The organism is Rhodococcus sp. HM1 (genome assembly GCF_023218075.1).
Taxonomy (GTDB): domain Bacteria; phylum Actinomycetota; class Actinomycetes; order Mycobacteriales; family Mycobacteriaceae; genus Rhodococcus.
Window position 1 is genome coordinate 1 of the sequence record NZ_JALPTB010000105.1, and the last position, 14,999, is coordinate 14,999.

General features: G+C 68.8%; 13 protein-coding genes. 4 read left to right on the plus strand and 9 right to left on the minus strand.

Annotated elements, in window-relative coordinates; translation table 11 throughout:
• The first annotated feature begins 93 nt into the window (after window positions 1–93).
• Together M1M07_RS30145 and M1M07_RS30150 are read left to right on the plus strand one after the other, a co-directional pair.
• Complete coding sequence (locus M1M07_RS30145) at window positions 94–2,283, plus strand: acyl-CoA dehydrogenase (protein WP_248676522.1); 2,190 nt, start codon at window positions 94–96, stop codon at window positions 2,281–2,283.
• Between the two features lie 55 nt (window positions 2,284–2,338).
• Window positions 2,339–3,001: a PaaI family thioesterase gene (locus tag M1M07_RS30150; protein WP_248676523.1), complete on the plus strand. Its 663-nt coding sequence runs from the start codon at window positions 2,339–2,341 to the stop codon at window positions 2,999–3,001.
• 155 nt (window positions 3,002–3,156) lie between these two features.
• Here M1M07_RS30150 and fdhD read toward each other — a convergent pair whose 3' ends face one another.
• A complete protein-coding gene (fdhD, locus tag M1M07_RS30155; RefSeq protein ID WP_248676524.1) occupies window positions 3,157–3,987 on the minus strand; it encodes a formate dehydrogenase accessory sulfurtransferase FdhD in 831 nt (276 codons plus the stop codon).
• Complete coding sequence (locus M1M07_RS30160) at window positions 3,987–6,299, minus strand: FdhF/YdeP family oxidoreductase (RefSeq protein WP_197250807.1); 2,313 nt, start codon at window positions 6,297–6,299, stop codon at window positions 3,987–3,989. Before M1M07_RS30160 ends, fdhD begins: the two co-directional genes overlap by 1 nt.
• A 182-nt stretch (window positions 6,300–6,481) precedes the next feature.
• On the opposite strand from M1M07_RS30160, the gene M1M07_RS30165 reads away from it, so the two are divergent.
• Both M1M07_RS30165 and M1M07_RS30170 read left to right on the plus strand, forming a co-directional pair.
• Window positions 6,482–7,816 (plus strand): ammonium transporter, encoded by a 1,335-nt coding sequence (locus M1M07_RS30165; protein ID WP_197250804.1) that lies wholly within the window; start codon window positions 6,482–6,484, stop codon window positions 7,814–7,816.
• A 113-nt stretch (window positions 7,817–7,929) separates the two neighbouring features.
• Window positions 7,930–8,778: an NAD(P)-dependent oxidoreductase gene (locus M1M07_RS30170; protein WP_197250803.1), complete on the plus strand. Its 849-nt coding sequence runs from the start codon at window positions 7,930–7,932 to the stop codon at window positions 8,776–8,778.
• An 8-nt stretch (window positions 8,779–8,786) separates the two neighbouring features.
• Here the strand turns inward: M1M07_RS30170 and M1M07_RS30175 are convergent, their stop codons facing one another.
• The 7 genes from M1M07_RS30175 to M1M07_RS30205 form a co-directional block, all read right to left on the minus strand.
• Window positions 8,787–9,434: an XRE family transcriptional regulator gene (locus M1M07_RS30175; protein ID WP_197250801.1), complete on the minus strand. Its 648-nt coding sequence runs from the start codon at window positions 9,432–9,434 to the stop codon at window positions 8,787–8,789.
• Window positions 9,435–9,561: 127 nt separating this feature from the next.
• Window positions 9,562–10,752, minus strand: coding sequence for an FAD-dependent oxidoreductase (locus tag M1M07_RS30180; protein ID WP_197250799.1), 1,191 nt, complete (start codon window positions 10,750–10,752; stop codon window positions 9,562–9,564).
• A gap of 76 nt (window positions 10,753–10,828) precedes the next feature.
• On the minus strand, window positions 10,829–11,395 hold the full coding sequence (locus tag M1M07_RS30185) for a HutD family protein (RefSeq protein ID WP_197250798.1): 567 nt from the start codon (window positions 11,393–11,395) through the stop codon (window positions 10,829–10,831).
• A complete protein-coding gene (locus M1M07_RS30190; RefSeq protein WP_197250796.1) occupies window positions 11,396–12,625 on the minus strand; it encodes an allantoate amidohydrolase in 1,230 nt (409 codons plus the stop codon).
• Window positions 12,622–12,918 carry a WhiB family transcriptional regulator gene (locus M1M07_RS30195; protein ID WP_197250794.1) on the minus strand — a complete coding sequence of 99 codons (297 nt, stop codon included), beginning with the start codon at window positions 12,916–12,918 and terminating at the stop codon, window positions 12,622–12,624. The genes M1M07_RS30190 and M1M07_RS30195 overlap by 4 nt, the downstream gene beginning before the upstream one ends.
• 4 nt (window positions 12,919–12,922) lie before the next feature.
• Window positions 12,923–14,251, minus strand: a complete 1,329-nt coding sequence (locus M1M07_RS30200) for an FMN-binding glutamate synthase family protein (RefSeq protein ID WP_197250793.1) — start codon at window positions 14,249–14,251, stop codon at window positions 12,923–12,925.
• 46 nt (window positions 14,252–14,297) lie between these two features.
• Entirely contained in the window at window positions 14,298–14,996 is a 699-nt protein-coding gene (locus tag M1M07_RS30205) for a protein glxC (RefSeq protein WP_248676525.1), read from the minus strand.
• Window positions 14,997–14,999: the final 3 nt, after the last annotated feature.

The following is a 14,999-nucleotide window of genomic DNA, read 5'->3' on the forward strand; positions in this document are numbered from 1 at the left end:
GTTCGTCTCCTTGGATCGAGCGAACGGTACATTCGCTCGGAAAGGCGGAGGGGTGGCGAAACTTTCCCGAGCTTCCGACCTAAGGACCCGTTCATGACCATCGGACTGAGTGACGAGGACCGCGAACTCCGCGATTCCGTGCGCGGATGGGCTGCGCGCCACGCGACCCCCGCGGTGATCCGCGACGCCGTCGAGGCCAAGACCGAGACGCGACCGCAGTACTGGGGTTCGCTCGCCGAACTCGGCATGCTCGGACTGCACCTGCCGGAAGAGGTCGGTGGCGCCGGGTTCACCCTCCTCGAAACCGCAATCGTCGCAGAGGAACTCGGTCGAGCGATGGTGCCCGGCCCGTTCTTGCCCACCGTGATCGTCTCCGCCGTCCTGCATGCCGCCGGTCGTACCGGCGAACTCGCGGGGCTGGCCGACGGCTCGCTGTCCGGCGCGGTGTCCCTGCAACCCGGCGGTCTGCGCATCACCCGCGACGGCGGCACCGCCACCCTGTCCGGTACCTCGGGCTATGTGCTCGGCGGTCAGGTCGGCGACGTGTTCCTGCTCGCCGCCGACGACGCGGGCGAACTCGCCTTCGTCACCCTGCATCGCGACCGTCTCGACGTCACCGACCTGCCCAGCCACGACGTGGTCCGGCGCAACGCCGAGATCACCGTCGACGGCGTGGTTCTCGCTGCCGGCGACCTGCTGACGCTCGACGCGCAGCGGGTCCTCGATCTCGCCGCCACCCTCTTTGCGGCCGAGGCGGCCGGCCTGGCCGACTGGGCCACCACGACCGCCGCAGACTACGCCCGCGTGCGTCAGCAGTTCGGGCGGGTCATCGGCCAGTTCCAGGGCGTCAAGCACAAGGCGGCCCGCATGCTGAGCCTCACCGAGCAGGCCCGCGTCACCGCGTGGGACGCCGCGCGGGCGCAGGGCGAGGACATCCCGGCCGACGAGGCGTCGCTCGCCGCCGCGGCGGCCGCGGCGGTCGCGCCCGAGACCGCGTTCCAGGTCACCAAGGACTGCATCCAGATCCTCGGCGGCATCGGCTACACGTGGGAGCACGACGCGCACCTGTATCTCCGGCGCGCGCAGTCGCTGCGGATCCTGTCGGGCTCCACCGCATCCTGGAAGCGCCGGGTCGCGACGCTCACCCTCGGCGGCGCCCGCCGCGTCCTCGGTGTCGACCTGCCCGCCGAAGCCGAGCAGATCCGCGCCGACGTCCGTGCCGAACTCGCACCGGCCGTCGATCTCGAGGGTGCCGATCGGACGAGGTACCTCGCCGAGAAGGGCTATACCGCACCGCATCTGCCCGCGCCGTGGGGCAAGGGCGCCGATGCCGTCACCCAGCTCGTGATCGCCGAGGAACTGCGGTCCGCGGAGCTCGAACCGCACGACATGATCATCGGGAACTGGGTGGTGCCCACGCTCATCGCGCACGGCAGCGACGAGCAGCTGCGGCGCTTCGTTCCGGCATCGTTGCGCGGCGACATCGTGTGGTGCCAGCTGTTCTCCGAACCCGGTGCCGGCTCCGACCTCGCCGGGCTGTCCACCAAGGCCACGAAGGTCGATGGGGGCTGGAAACTGCAGGGCCAGAAGGTGTGGACGTCGATGGCCCGCGTCGCGGACTGGGGAATCTGTCTGGCGCGCACCGACTCCGGTGCGGCCAAGCACCAGGGCCTGTCGTACTTCCTGATCGACATCAAGAACTCCGAGGGTCTCTATATCCGTCCGCTGCGGGAGATCACCGGTGAAGCGCTGTTCAACGAGGTGTTCCTCGACGACGTCTTCGTTCCCGACGAATGCCTCGTCGGCAAGCCTGGCGACGGCTGGAAACTCGCTCGCACCACACTCGCCAACGAGCGGGTGTCTCTGTCGAACGACTCGTCGCTCGGAGCGGGTGGCGAAACCCTGCTGTCCCTGGCGGAGAACGTCCCCGGTGGACTCGACGACGAACAACTGACGGTCCTGGGCAAGATGCTGTGCGACGCGCAGGCCGGTGGTCTCCTGGCGTTGCGGTCGACGCTGCGGTCGCTGACCGGCGCGCAGCCCGGCGCGGAGTCGTCGATCGCGAAACTGCTCGGCGTCGAGCACATCCAGCAGGTGTGGGAGGTCGCGATGGAATGGATCGGGCCCACCGCACTGCTCGGCGGGCAGGATCGCCGGTCCCCGACGCAGATGTTCCTCAATGCGCAGTGCCTGTCCATCGCCGGAGGAACGACCAACGTCCAGTTGAACATCATCGGTGAGCGGCTTCTCGGTCTGCCGCGCGATCCCGAACCCGGAAAGTGAGCACGCCCCCGAGGGGCGGTCGGCACGTGTTCACCCACGCAACCACGGAGGTCCGATGAAGGTCGATCCGGATACACACCCCGTCGTCGGGAAGGCGCCCGACGGCACGGTCCTGACGTCGGCGCCGCAGGACACCCCCGTGGACCGGGCGACCGCCGCGGCCCGCCGGGTCGTGAACGCGCTGCTGCGCACCGATCGCGGCAATGCCAACCTCGAACGCGTCGCCGAAGAGCTGAACAGCATCGCCGAGCATCTCGAGGAACATGCTCCCGAGGTCGAGGAACGCCTGGTCGACATGTGGAACGGGGAGGGCGTCACCCGGCACGACCCCGTCGCCGGGCCGGAGAACGCGGTGGCCCCGCCGCTGGTCCTGACCGGTCGCGACGACGGCTCGGTCGAGGGCGTCGTGACGCTGACGCTGCCGTACCAGGGCCCGCCCGGGCACGTGCACGGTGGTGTGTCCGCGTTGCTGCTCGATCACACTCTCGGGGTCGCGAACGCGTGGGCCGGGCGCAGCGGCGCGACCGCTCAGCTCAACGTCCGGTACCACCGCCCGACCCCGCTGTTCGTGCCGCTCACCGTCCGTGGCCGGTTGGTGGCCCAGGACGGCGCGAAGATCAACACGGTCGGTGACATCAGGACCGCGGACGGCGCGGTGTGCGTGTCGGTCGAAGCGTTGTTCGTCGACAAGACGGTCCCGCGCCCGCGTCGGAGCTGACCGCCCCACCTTCCGAGCGCCCCCTGTTTCCGAGCGAATGTACCGTTCGTCTCCTTGGATCGAGCGAACGGTACATTCGCTCGGAGAAGACGGGGGGTGACGCGGCTGCCGTCGCCGACCCGTCGCCGCCGACTGCCAACCGCCGACCGTCGGGGTCAGCCGCCGGCCTTGATGCGATCGGCGCCGGTGTAGACGTTCATGGATCCACCGCGCAGGAATCCGACGAGCGTCAGGCCGGCGTCGGCCGCGAGGTCCACCGCCAGCGACGACGGCGCGGACACCGCCCCGAGCATCGGGACCCCGGCCATCACGGCCTTCTGGGCGAGTTCGAACGACGCGCGGCCGCTGACGATGAGCACCGTCTCCGCGAGCGGGACCCGGTCCTCGATCAGTGCCCAGCCGAGCACCTTGTCGACGGCGTTGTGCCTGCCGACGTCCTCCCGGACCGCGAGCAGCACGCCGTCCGGGGTGAACAGCCCCGCGGCGTGCAGTCCACCGGTGGTGTCGAAGATCTTCTGCCGCCTCCGCAGCGCGTCGGGCATCGAGGCCAGCGCCTCGGCGGTGACCGCGGGCCCGTCGGTCGCGAGCGGGAAGCGGGTGCGGGTGCGGACCTGGTCCAGCGACTCCTTCCCGCACACCCCGCACGCCGAGGACGTCAGGAAGTTCCGGGTGCCGGCGCCGTCCGCGACGTCGACACCGTCGGCGAGCGCGACGTCGAGCACGTTGTAGGTGTTGGCGCCGGATTCGTCGACACCGTTGCAGTACCGCACCGCGACGATGTCCTCGCGGCTGCCGATGATGCCCTCGGCGAGCAGGAAACCGTGCGCGAGTTCGACGTCGTGGCCGGGCGTGCGCATCGTGACCGTCAGCGACCGTCCCGCGAGCCTGATCTCGAGGGGTTCCTCGACGGCCAGGGTGTCGGGCCGGCGGACGTTCCCTTCGGGGGTGATCCGCAGGACCGGTCGTCGTGCCGTGACGCGTCCCATCAGGCCGACCCCGACTTCTCCAGCCGAACCGTGATCGCCTTGGACACAGGGGTGTTCGACTTCGCGGCGACGTGATCGAGCGGCACGAGCGGGTTCGTCTCGGGGTAGTAGGCGGCCGCGTTGCCCCGCGGTGTGCTGTAGGGCACGATGCGGAAGTCGTGGACGCGACGCTCCTCGACGGTCCCGTCCGCCGCCGTCCACTCCGACACCAGATCCACGAGATCCCCGTCGGCGAAACCGAGTTCGACGACGTCCTCCGGGTGCAGGAAGATCACCTTGCGTCCGTTGCTGACCCCGCGATAGCGGTCGTCGAGACCGTAGATGGTGGTGTTGTACTGATCGTGGCTGCGCAGGGTCTGCAGGATCACCCGGCCGGGAGGCGTCGGCACCCATTCGAGCGGATTCACCGAGAAGTTGGCTTTGCCTGTGCTCGTGGTGAATTCGCGCGCGTCACGCGGCGGATGCGGCAGCTGGAAGCCGTCCGGCCGGCGCACCCGCGTGTTGTAGTCTTCGCACCCGGGCACGACCCGCGCGATCGAATCGCGGATCAGATCGTAGTTGCCCTCGAATGCGGTCCAGCGCACCGGATGATCCGGGCCGAACAGGGCTCGGGCGAGACCGCAGACGATCGCGACCTCGCTGCGCAGGTGTTCGGAGACCGGGTGCAGTCGGCCGCGCGACAGGTGCACCATCGACATCGAATCCTCCACCGACACCATCTGTTTGCCGCTCGCCTGCACATCGAGATCGGTGCGGCCGAGTGTCGGGAGGATCAGCGCGGTGCGGCCGTGCACGACGTGGCTGCGATTGAGCTTGGTCGACACCTGGACGGTCATCGCGCAGTTGCGCAGCGCGGCCTCGGTGGCCGCGGTGTCCGGGGTCGCGGAGACGAAGTTGCCACCCATCCCCATGAAGAACGATGCGCGGCCGTCGCGCATCGCCCGGATCGCCTCGACCGTGTCGTAGCCGTGCCGGCGGGGGCTGGTGATCCCGAACTCGGTGTCGAGTGCCGCCAGGAACCATTCGGGCATCTTCTCCCAGATACCCATGGTGCGGTCGCCCTGCACGTTCGAATGCCCGCGCACCGGGCACACCCCGGCCCCGGGCTTGCCGATCATGCCGCGCACGAGCAGCAGATTCACGGCTTCGCCGATCGTCGCGACCGCGTGGGTGTGCTGGGTCAGGCCCATCGCCCAGCAGATCACCGTCCCCTTCGACGCGACAAGATCCGCCGCGGTGGCACGGAGCTGCTGCTCGGTCAGGCCGGTGGCTTCCGTGACCACATCGAGATCGACTGCACGGATGTGCTTTTCGTACTCGTCGAACCCGGCGCAGTACCGGTCGACGAACGCGCGGTCGACGACGGTGCCGGGCGCGGCGTCCTCGGCCTCGAGCAGCAGCCGGCCCAGACCCTGGAACAAGGCCATGTCGCCGCCCAGCCGGATCTGCAGGAACTCGTCGGCGATGTCGACGCCGTGCCCGAGGACGCCGTTGACCTTCTGCGGATCCTTGAACCGGCGCAGGCCGGCTTCCGGCAGCGGATTGATCGCGATGATCTTCGCGCCGTTGTGCTTGGCCTTCTCGAGCGTCGACAGCATCCGCGGATGGTTGGTCCCGGGATTCTGCCCCGCGATGAGGATCAGATCGGCCTGCTCGAGGTCGGGCACCGACACCGACCCCTTGCCGATGCCGATCGCCTCGATCAGCGCACTGCCGGACGATTCGTGGCACATGTTCGAACAGTCCGGCATGTTGTTGGTGCCGTAGCTGCGAATGAGCAACTGGTAGAGGAACGCGGCCTCGTTGCTGGTGCGCCCCGAGGTGTAGAACACGGCGTCGTCTGGGGAGGGGAGGCCGCGCAGTTCGTCGGCGATCAGCTCGAACGCGGCGTCCCAGGAGATCGGCTCGTAGTGGCTGCCACCGGCCCACAGCACCATCGGATGGGTGATCCGGCCCTGCTGACCGAGCCAGTAGTCGGTCTTTCCGGTCAGCTCGTCGACGGAGTGCTGCGCGAAGAACTCCGGGGTCACCGTTCGCAGGGTGGCTTCCTCGGCGACCGCCTTGGCGCCGTTCTCGCAGAACTCGGCGGGCTTGCGGTGTCCGGGCGTCTCGGGCCAGGCGCAGCCGGGGCAGTCGAATCCGTGGCGCTGGTTCAGGCGGGCCAGGGTCGAGACGGTGCGGGCCGCCCCCATCTGCGCGTACGCGCGCTGCAGCGACACGAGCACTGCCGGAACCCCGGCGGCGTGGTCCTTTGCCTCCGTGACCTCGAGCGTCGATTCGTCGATGTCGTCCACAGGTGCGCGTCTCGTCATGAGTCCATAGTGACCCGGCTCATGTTGCCTCGGCCACTCGGGTGCTTAACGAAATGTTCACCGCGGGCGAGGCCGCGTTTTACACAGACCGTTCACTCTCGGGGAACGGTGATGAACGACATAAGACGATCGCCGGTAAACGTTGGAGGGATTTCCCTCAGGACTGAACAAGGTGGACACGTATGGAAGAGGCAATCGCTGCCGCCGACACTGCCTGGGTTCTCGCGGCATTCACGGCGGTCGCCCTCATGGTCCCGGGGCTCGCGCTGTTCTACGGCGGCATGCTCGGGGTCAAGAGCGCACTCAACATGATCATGATGGTTCTCGGGGGCTTCGCCGTCGCCGGGGTGGTGTGGGTGTTCTTCGGCCCGGCTGCGGTGCTCGGTGACAGTGTCGGAGGCCTCGGACTCATCGGTAATCCGTTCACCGACATCGGACTCGGCTCGCTGCTCGAGCCGTCGGACGGGCTGCCCGCCGCATTGACTGCGGCGTTCCACCTGCTGTTCGCGGGCATCACCGTCGCGATCATCGCGGGTGGCGTCGCCGACCGCATGAAGTTCTCCGCATGGATGATCTTCTCCGGGATCTGGGTCGTGCTGGTGTACTTCCCGGTTGCGCACTGGGTGTTCGCATTCGACGACGAGGACGCCGGCACCAAGGGTGGATGGATCGCCAATGTGCTCGGCGCGCAGGACTTCGCCGGCGGCACCGCCGTGCACATGAACGCCGGCGTCGCCGCGCTGGCACTCGCGATCGCGCTGGGGAAGCGCCGCGGGTTCCCGCACGTCCCGCGTCCGCACAGCCTGCCCCTCGTGGTGCTCGGCGGCGGCATCCTGATGTTCGGCTGGTTCGGGTTCAACGGTGGTTCCGCGGGCGGTGCCAACCACACCGCGGGCGTGGTCGTGCTGAACACGATGATCGCCGCGGTCGCGGGCCTGCTCGGCTGGCTGCTCGTGGAACGCATCCGGGAGAAGCACGCCACGACGCTCGGCGCGGTGTCCGGCATGATCGCCGCGCTCGTCGGCATCACCCCTGCCGCGAGCCTCGTCTCCCCGCTCGGTGCGCTGCTCATCGGCTTCGCCGCGGGCGCGGTGTGCTTCCTGACCGTGAGCCTGAAGTTCAAGCTCGGGTACGACGACTCGCTCGACGTCGTCGCCATCCACCTCATGGGCGGTGTCGTCGGCACCCTGCTCATCGCGTTCGTGGCCACTGCTGCGGCGCCGGCCGGTGTCGACGGACTGTTCTTCGGCGGTGGCATCGACCTGCTGGGCCGTCAGATCCTGGCCATGGCCGCGGTGTTCACCTACAGCTTCGCGGTGACCTGGCTGATCGCCAAGGCCATCGACAAGACCATCGGCCTGCGCGTCGACAAGGAAACCGAGATCATGGGTATCGACGTCCCGGTGCACGGCGAAACCGCCTACGTCATGGACAGTTTCGGAGCCAGCGCGCCGTCCAAGATGCGTCCGGAGGAATTCGCGGCGGACCGGGAGGTGGTCGTTCCCACCGTGAAGTGAACCGCTGACGGGTTCCCTCCTGCCGTTGCCGTGGCAGGAGGGAACCCGCGCGTTTCGGGCACACGGCAGTGACCGGACGGGCATAATCGGACGGCAGTCGACGAGGAGCCCACATGAGCACACCGGACGCGAAGCCACTGGCCGGAAAGACCATGATCATGTCGGGCGGCAGCCGGGGCATCGGCCTGGCGATCGCGCTCCGCGCGGCGCAGGACGGCGCGAACATCACGCTGATCGCCAAGACCGACACACCGAACCCGAAACTGCCGGGCACCATCTACACCGCGGCCGCCGAACTCGAGGAGGCGGGCGGCCGGGTACTGCCCTTCGTGGGGGACATACGCAACGACGAGGCGGTCGCCGAGGCCGTGCGCCGGACCGTCGAACAGTTCGGCGGAATCGACATCGTGGTGAACAACGCGTCCGCGATCGACCTGTCACCGACCGACCGGATCTCCATGAAGAAGTACGACCTCATGCAGGACATCAACTGTCGCGGCACGTTCCTGCTCTCGAAGCTGGCGATTCCGTCGCTGCGGCAATCCGCGAGCGCGGGGCGTAATCCGCACATCCTGACGCTGTCGCCGCCGCTGAACCTGAATCCCAAATGGGCGGGCGGAGCGCTCGCGTACACCATCGCGAAGTACGGCATGAGCCTGACGACGCTCGGGCTCGCCGAGGAGTTGAAGGGCGACGGCATCGCCGTGAACTCGCTGTGGCCGCGCACCACCATCGCGACCGCCGCGGTGCGCAACCTGCTCGGCGGCGAGCAGATGGTGAATTCGTCCCGGACGCCGGAGATCTACGCGGATGCTGCGTATCTGGTGCTCACGTCACCGAGCACGGAGGCGACCGGGAACTTCTACATCGACGACGAGGTGCTCGCCGCGGCGGGGATCACCGACCTCGACAAGTACCGGGCCGGCGACGGCGAACTCCAGCTCGACCTGTTCCTGGACTGAACGCCGCTCTACCCCTGGTGATTGTCGGGGTACGCGGTGACCGCAAGGAACCGGATGGGAAGCGTCACGAGCTCGTTCGGTCCGTGCAGGCCCTCGCCGTCCAGAAGCAGGGCGTCACCGGGTTGGAGGTGGTACTCGGAATCGCCGTGCCCGTAGACCATTTCACCCTCGAGCATGTACAGCAATTCGGTGCCGGGATGCTGGAAGAGAGGGAAGACGTCGCTCGCGTCGGTGAGGGTGACGAGCACCGGTTCGAGCCGCTTGTGCTGTCCGCGCAGTGCCCCGAGCAACTCGTAGTGGTGGCCGACGCGTGTACCGCGGCCGACGATCTCGGCGCCTTGGCCGTTCTTCGTGAACACGGCCTCACGACGGGTGTCGGCGCCGCGGAACAGGGAGGTGACGGGAACGTCGAGGCCGGCCGCGAGCCGGGCGAGGGTCGACAGGCTGCACGACGTCTGCGCGTTCTCGATCTTCGAGAGCATCGCCTTGGAGATCCCCACCTTGGCGGCCATGTCCCCGACGGACAGCCCGCTGGCCAGGCGCAACGACCGCACCTGGTGGGCGATCGCCCGTTCGAGATCCACACCCGTGGGGGTGCCGCGGGGGACTTCGCGTCCGGAATCGTCGTAGAGGACGGGACGGTCGGGGCTGGCCATGTCAGCAGCGTAGCGTTTGTTCACCGGTAGTGGACACCCTCTCGCGGTGGGTATTTCGGTGACGGGCGAGCCCTCCGCGGCTGCGAGTGCATCCGCGGAGGGCGCAGGACGGTCGGAGGTGCCGGGATCAGCGCATCTCACCGGCTCCTTCGTAGGGATTGAGGCTCAGGAGCAGGTCGCCCTCCTCGAAGCGGGAGAATCGGAAATCGTCCGGATTCACGTTCGGCAGGTCGGTCTTGCCGTCGATGAGCAGGTCGGCGACCAGCTTGCCCACGGCCGGGGAGATCTTGAAACCGTGCCCGGAGAAGCCGGTCGCCAGGAACAGGCCCTCGACCGGCGACGGGCCGATGACGGGGTTGTAGTCCTCGGTGACGTCGTAGGCGCCGACGTACGAGCTGGTGATCCGGGGATCCGGCATGTCGGGCAGGCGGTTGCCGAGCTTCATGATGTTCTTCTCGATCGTCGAGTCGTCGGCGCGGTTGACGTACTTGTCGGGATCGATGTACTCCGGTGCCTGATGATCGGAGTTGCCCACCAGCAGTTCGCCGTTCGGCTCGCGGCAGATGTACTGCAGGCCCGCCAGATCGGACAGCACGGGGACCTCCGGGGTCGGGACGCCCTGGTCGACGAGGACCAGCTGGGCGCGCTGCGCCTTGACGTCGATGTCGACGCCGACTCCGGCGACGAGCGCCGGCGTCCAGGGGCCCGCGGCGACGATGACCTGCTCGGCGTGCACCTCGGAACCGTCGGCGAGCGTGACGCCGTAGACCCGGCCGGCGGCGTTCTGCAGCAGCGACACCACCGGGGTGCTCTGCCGGATCTTCACGCCCATCCGACGTGCCGTCGCCCCGAACGCCATTCCGGCCATGTAGGCCTCACCCCGGCCGCCGAGCGGTTCGTAGGCGAACAGTGCGAAGTCGTCGAGGTTCAGGCCCGGCCACAGCTCCGCCATCTTGTCGTGCGCGATGAGTTCGGTGGCGATGCCGAGGCCCTGCATCATCTCGATGTTCGCCTCGAGCGGCTTGACGTTGTTCTCCGCGACCCCGACGACGTAGCCGCACTGACGAAATGCCATGTCGTCACCGAAGATCTCGGTCGCGCGCGTGAAGATGTCGACGCCGTACCAGGACATCGCCGCCAGGGAGGGGGTGCCGTAGTGGCACCGCACGACGCCGCTGGACTTGCCGGTCATGCCCGAGCAGAGGGTGTCGCGTTCGAGCACCAGGACGTCGGTCTCGCCGCGGTCGGCGAGGGAGTAGGCGATGGCCAGGCCTTCGAGGCCGCCACCGACGATCAGGAACTTTGTCGTGTCCGTCACCTGAGGATCCTTTGTTCGGACGGACGTCCCGAGGGAGGTCCGTGGGGAAGTCGATGTCGATGGGGAGAGATCGGTTCTACGGGAGGGAAGCAGGGGTCGGACGGATCTGCACCAGCAGTCCGGTGGTGGAGGTTCCTCGCAGCGTGATCGCCTCGTGGCGGATCAGGATGCAGTCGCCGGCCTCGGCGTGCTCGGTGCCCGCGTGGACGGTGCCCGACCGCACGTACAGGGCGGTGATTCCGTCGGGCCGGGAGACGAATTCGGTGTCGAGCGGCAGGTACGTGACGGTGGCGCCGGCACCCCCGCGGTCGGTCATGACGTTGAACGCGCGGGTGGCGCCCTGTGGGATGCAGCGGGGCGCATCCTCCCCGGCGAACGGGTGGGGGCTCCACGGCTTCACCGACTCGGATCCGTGGCCCGCGTCGAGTTCGACGCCGTGCTCACCGACGACGGTGAAGATGCGGTCGGTGCCGGGGAAGGCGGAGAACTCGCTCGGTTCCGACCCCAGATCGGCCAGACTGATCCGCCACAGGGGTCGGTCGCCACCGCCGGAGGGGCCGGTGGCGATCTCCTCGGTCGTCCCGGCGCCGTTGCGCCAGGGCACCCGACGTCGGTCGCCGGCCCGCACCACCTGTATCGCCATCTAGCTGCCCGCCGTCCAGTCGGCCATGATGTCGGCCAGGGCCTGCGCGCCGACGTTGCAGTCGCCGGGCTCGGCGAACTCGTGCGGGGAGTGCGACACTCCGGTCGGGTTGCGCACGAACAGCATTGCGGTGGGGACCTTCTCGGACAGGATGCCGGCGTCGTGTCCGGCCTGGGTGGGGAGCACCGGAATGTCTCCGAGATGGGACAGTGCCCGGCGCAGCCGTTCGCGGGGTCCGGCGGGGAATTCGACGATCGGGGTGATGGATTCGGCGAAGACGTCGAGTCCGATCTCGTCCGGCAGGCAGTGCCGGCGGGCCTCGGCCTCGATCTCGGCGACCAGTTTCGTCAGGGTCTCCTCGTCCGCGGCACGAGCGTCCAGCCACGCCTTGATCTCCGAGGGGATCGCGTTGGCGCCGTTGGGCAATACCTCGATCTTGCCGAAGGTGGCGACCGCGCCGGCCGACGCGGCACACGAGCGGGCACTGTGCACCGACGACGCGTAGGCCAGCATCGGGTCGTGGCGGTCCACCAGGCGCGTGGCACCGGCGTGGTTGGCTTCGCCGGTGAAGGTGAACTGCCAGCGGCCGTGCGGCCAGATCGACGACGCGACCGCGACCGGCGCGTCCACGAGGTCGAGTGCCCGGCCCTGTTCGACGTGCAGTTCGACGTACACCCCGACCCGGTCGACGAGAGCCGGGTCGGCGCCGATGTGTTCGGGCACCCGGCCGGCGCGGGTCATCGCCTCGGCCAGGGTGATTCCGTCGCGGTCCCGCAGACCGAGCGCGCGCTGCGGAGCGAGTGCTCCGGTGGTGAGCTGGCTGCCGACGCACGCGACTCCGAAGCGAGCCCCCTCCTCGTCGGAGAACGCGGTGATCGCGATCGGGACGGTCGGGACGATGCCGCGCTCGCGGACGATGTCCACCGCGGAGAAGGCGGAGACCACGCCGAGGGGACCGTCGAACGCGCCGCCGTCGGGCACCGAGTCCAGATGCGAGCCGGTGACGAACGCGCCGGTCGGATCGCCCACCCAGCCTTCGGGTAGCCACCAGGCCCAGAGATTTCCGTTGCGGTCCTCTTCGACGTCCATGCCGCGTTCGGCGGCGCAGCCGCGGAACCACTCCCGAAGGGTGAGATCGGCGTCGCTCCAAGCGAATCGGCGGTAGCCCCCGGTCGTCGGATGCTTGCCGACGTCCAGGATCGATGCCCAGAGCGAGTCGAAGGCGGTCATCTGTCGTGTCCTCTCGAGAATCGGCTGTGGCAGGCCCGTTCGTGTCGTGCTCGGGCGAGCCACCGGTGACGAATCAGTTCCGTGGGTGTCAACCCGCCCCAGACCCCGTGTGTCTCACCGGCCAGTGCCGCGTGGTCGCGGCACGGTTCCAGCACGGGGCAGGAGGCGCAGACGGACTTGGCGCGGGCGACGGCCTCGGGTGCGTCGTCGAAGAAGTCGACGTCCCGGGACCGGCAGACGGCCTGTGCCTGCCAGTCCCGGAGGTCGTCGAGCAGGGCTGCGGGGGTCGTCACGGGGTCAGAAGCTGCTGCGGCCGGGGATCCAGTCGGTGCCGGCCAGGGGGACCCGAGCCATGGCGGCGGCTTCCATCGTGACGGCGACGAGATCCTGCGGTTCGAGATTGCGCAGGTGCGACTTGCCGCACGCCCGGGCAATCGTCTGTGCCTCCATGGTGAGCACGCGCAGGTAGTTCGCGAGCCGGCGACCACCCTCGACCGGATCGAAGCGGGCCTGCAGCTCGGGATCCTGGGTGGTGATGCCGGCGGGATCCTTGCCGTCCTGGAAGTCGTCGTAGAAGCCCGCGGCCGAGCCCAGCTTCTCGTACTCGGCCTGGTACTTCGGGTCGTTGTCGCCGAGGGCGATCAGGGCGGCCGTGCCGATGGCGACGGCGTCGGCGCCCAGGGCCATCGCCTTGGCGACGTCGGCGCCCGAGCGGATGCCGCCGGAGACGATCAGCTGCACGCCGCCGGGGGTGCGGTGCACACCCATCTCCTGGAGGGCCTGCACGGCCTGGGGGAGTGCGGCCAGGGTCGGGATGCCGACGTGCTCGATGAAGACGTCCTGGGTGGCTGCGGTGCCACCCTGCATGCCGTCGACCACGACGACGTCGGCGCCGGACTTCACGGCGAGCTTGACGTCGTAGTAGGTGCGGGTCGCGCCGACCTTGACGTAGATCGGCTTCTCCCAGCCGGTGATCTCCCGGAGCTCGAGGATCTTGATGGCGAGGTCGTCCGGTCCGGTCCAGTCGGGGTGCCGGCACGCGCTGCGCTGGTCGATGCCGACGGGCAGGGTGCGCATTCCCGCGACGCGTTCGGTGATCTTCTGGCCGAGCAGCATGCCGCCGCCGCCGGGCTTGGCGCCCTGTCCGAGGACGACCTCGATCGCGTCGGCCTTGCGCAGGTCGTCGGGGTTCATTCCGTACCGGGACGGAAGGTACTGGTAGACCAGGTGCTTGGACTGTCCGCGTTCCTCCGGGGTCATGCCACCGTCGCCGGTGGTGGTCGACGTGCCGACCTCACTGGCTCCGCGTCCGAGGGCCTCCTTCGCGCGGCCGGACAGGGCACCGAAGCTCATGCCGGCGATGGTGACCGGGATGTCCAGGTGCAGGGGGTATTTCGCGTTGCGGTCGCCGAGGACGACGTCGGTCTCGCACTTCTCGCGGTAGCCCTCGAGCGGGTAGCGCGACATCGACGCCCCGAGGAAGAGCAGGTCGTCGAAGTGGGGAACCTTGCGCTTGGCACCCCAGCCGCGGATGTCGTAGATGCCGGTCGCGGCGGCGCGCTGGATCTCGTGGATGACGTTGCGGTCGAAGGTGGCCGACTCACGCAGTCCGGGCTGGAAGGTCATGGAAGTCTCCTCGGGGGGTCGAGCGGGCGGAAGTACGTCGGGGTCGTCAGTACGCCGAAGCGTTGTCGACGTGGAAGTGGTAGAGCTGCCGGGCCGAGCCGTAGCGGGTGAACTCGGCCGGGTCGGCGTCGAAGCCGGCCGCGTCGAGCAGTTCCTGCAGTTCGGCGATGTGCTCGGGGCGCATCTCCTTCCTGACGCAGTCCGCGCCGAGCGAGGCGACGCTGCCTCGCACGTAGATCCGCACTTCGTACAGCGAATCGCCCAGGGCCTCACCGGCATCGCCGAGAACGACGAGGCGGCCGGCCTGGCCCATGAAGGCGCTCATGTGACCGATGTTGCCGCCGACGACGATGTCGACGCCCTTCATCGAGATTCCGCAACGGGCCGCGGCGTTGCCTTCGATCACCAGCAGTCCGCCGTGGGCGGTGGCGCCGGCCGACTGTGACGCGTCTCCGGTGACACGCACGGTGCCGGACATCATGTTCTCGGCGACCCCGACGCCGGCGTTGCCGTCGATGGTCACGTTCGCGTGCTGGTTCATCCCGGCCGCGTAGTAGCCGATGTGGCCGTCGATGCGGACGTCGATCGGACGGTTCAGTCCGCACGCCAGCGCATGGGCGCCCTGCGGGTTCACGACCTCGACCGAAGCCGGGGCCTCCGTCGCGTGCAGGGCCGCATTGAGTTCGCGGGTGGTGGTCACCGCCAGGTCGTAGGTGGCGGTGGGGAGCAGTGTGTCGGTGGTCATGGT

Excerpts from the sequence above, each read along its gene's own strand:
- M1M07_RS30160 (WP_197250807.1), bottom strand. The coding sequence starts at position 6,299 with ATGACGAGACGCGCACCTGTGGACGACATCGACGAATCGACGCTCGAG.
- M1M07_RS30190 (WP_197250796.1), bottom strand. The coding sequence starts at position 12,625 with ATGACCGCCTTCGACTCGCTCTGGGCATCGATCCTGGACGTCGGCAAG.
- fdhD (WP_248676524.1), bottom strand. The coding sequence starts at position 3,987 with ATGGGACGCGTCACGGCACGACGACCGGTCCTGCGGATCACCCCCGAA.
- M1M07_RS30205 (WP_248676525.1), bottom strand. The coding sequence starts at position 14,996 with ATGACCACCGACACACTGCTCCCCACCGCCACCTACGACCTGGCGGTG.
- M1M07_RS30185 (WP_197250798.1), bottom strand. The coding sequence starts at position 11,395 with ATGGCGATACAGGTGGTGCGGGCCGGCGACCGACGTCGGGTGCCCTGG.
- M1M07_RS30175 (WP_197250801.1), bottom strand. The coding sequence starts at position 9,434 with ATGGCCAGCCCCGACCGTCCCGTCCTCTACGACGATTCCGGACGCGAA.
- M1M07_RS30200 (WP_197250793.1), bottom strand. The coding sequence starts at position 14,251 with ATGACCTTCCAGCCCGGACTGCGTGAGTCGGCCACCTTCGACCGCAAC.
- M1M07_RS30150 (WP_248676523.1), top strand. The coding sequence starts at position 2,339 with ATGAAGGTCGATCCGGATACACACCCCGTCGTCGGGAAGGCGCCCGAC.
- M1M07_RS30145 (WP_248676522.1), top strand. The coding sequence starts at position 94 with ATGACCATCGGACTGAGTGACGAGGACCGCGAACTCCGCGATTCCGTG.
- M1M07_RS30170 (WP_197250803.1), top strand. The coding sequence starts at position 7,930 with ATGAGCACACCGGACGCGAAGCCACTGGCCGGAAAGACCATGATCATG.
- M1M07_RS30165 (WP_197250804.1), top strand. The coding sequence starts at position 6,482 with ATGGAAGAGGCAATCGCTGCCGCCGACACTGCCTGGGTTCTCGCGGCA.